This is a genomic window from Pseudoalteromonas sp. SR44-5 (assembly GCF_014163675.1).
GTDB classification, from domain to species: Bacteria; Pseudomonadota; Gammaproteobacteria; order Enterobacterales; family Alteromonadaceae; genus Pseudoalteromonas; species Pseudoalteromonas rhizosphaerae.
In genome coordinates this window covers 1-1,215 of the sequence record NZ_JACJDT010000122.1, presented here as the reverse complement: position 1 = coordinate 1,215, position 1,215 = coordinate 1, and the positions used below count along the sequence as shown (strand labels likewise).

Sequence of the window (1,215 nt, the reverse complement as noted above, 5' to 3'; positions counted from 1 at the left end):
GCTTGTATGGATAATAAACCCATAAATTAATTATTATTTTAACCTAGTTCGGGTAATGTGAGGCCCAAGCTTTGGCTGCAACCAAAGTCTTTTATACAGTAGTTCGATTGATTGAAGGCTCCTCTATTGAGAGACCGGTAACAAGTAAGAACGCTGTATAAACTCCAAGCATTAAACTCGGATAGTCAACTGGGCCTCGAGCCCGAATAGCAAGGCAGAGTCAGCTTATTATGAATACACTAAATAATCAAAACGAAATTAACGTCGGCGTCGATACTGGCAAAACACAACTCGACATTTATATCAGACCATTAGACATCTACTTCACCGTAGAAAACAATCAAAGTGGTATTAAACACGCTATACAAATATTAAAAAAACACCCAGTAACGCGTGTCACTATTGAAGCAACCGGACGTCTTGAGCAACCTTTTATTATAGCCTGCGCTGAGGCGAATATTCCCTTCGTAGTTGCTAATCCAGTAAACATTAAACGCTTCGCAGGGGCTATCGGCCAAAAAGCAAAAACAGATAAACTTGATGCACAACTCATTGCTCATTTTGGTGAAGCAATAAAGCCGCCTCTATCTTCTTTAAAGCCAGACCAAATGCGCTTAATGAGCGATTTACTCTCGAGAAGACGGCAGTTAATGGATATGCAAACGATGGAGAAAAACCGCTCTCAAATAATGCCAAAAACAATATCATCACTAATAAAACCTATCTTAACTGCACTGAAAAATCAGATAGAAAAAGTAGATTTAAAACTACAAAAACTCATTAAAGAATGTGACGAATACGAAGCGAAAAATAACATTATTCAAAGCGTACCAGGTGTTGGAAATGTTGTCGCATTTAACCTTCTTAGCGACATGCCTGAGCTTGGTTATGTAAACAACAAAGAAGCTGCATCTTTAGTTGGCGTAGCACCATTTAATCGTGAAAGTGGAGTTTATCAAGGCAAGCGAATGATACGTGGAGGACGGCCAAAAATTAGAACCGCAATGTATATGGCAATGATGTCAGCTATCCAATGCAACCCTAAATTTAAAGAAATTTACCAACGAATGGTTGCAGCAGGAAAACCTAAAAAAGTAGCCATCATTGCGTGTATACGAAAGCTGGTAGTGATAATAAATTCAATGGTGAGAGATGGTGTAATGTGGGATCCTGAAATGGTTTAAAATTAGGAATTGACACCATAGTCACTTGTTA

At 38.5% G+C, this 1,215-nt stretch carries 1 protein-coding gene; it reads left to right on the top strand.

Going from position 1 to position 1,215, the window contains the following annotated elements:
• The first annotated feature begins 230 nt into the window (after positions 1-230).
• On the top strand, positions 231-1,184 hold the full coding sequence (locus H5154_RS22740) for an IS110 family transposase (protein ID WP_182719730.1): 954 nt from the start codon (positions 231-233) through the stop codon (positions 1,182-1,184).
• The last annotated feature ends 31 nt before the right edge of the window (positions 1,185-1,215 follow it).

What these genes read in the sequence shown, in the direction of transcription:
- H5154_RS22740 (WP_182719730.1), top strand. Translation starts at nt 231, where the DNA reads ATGAATACACTAAATAATCAAAACGAAATTAACGTCGGCGTCGATACT.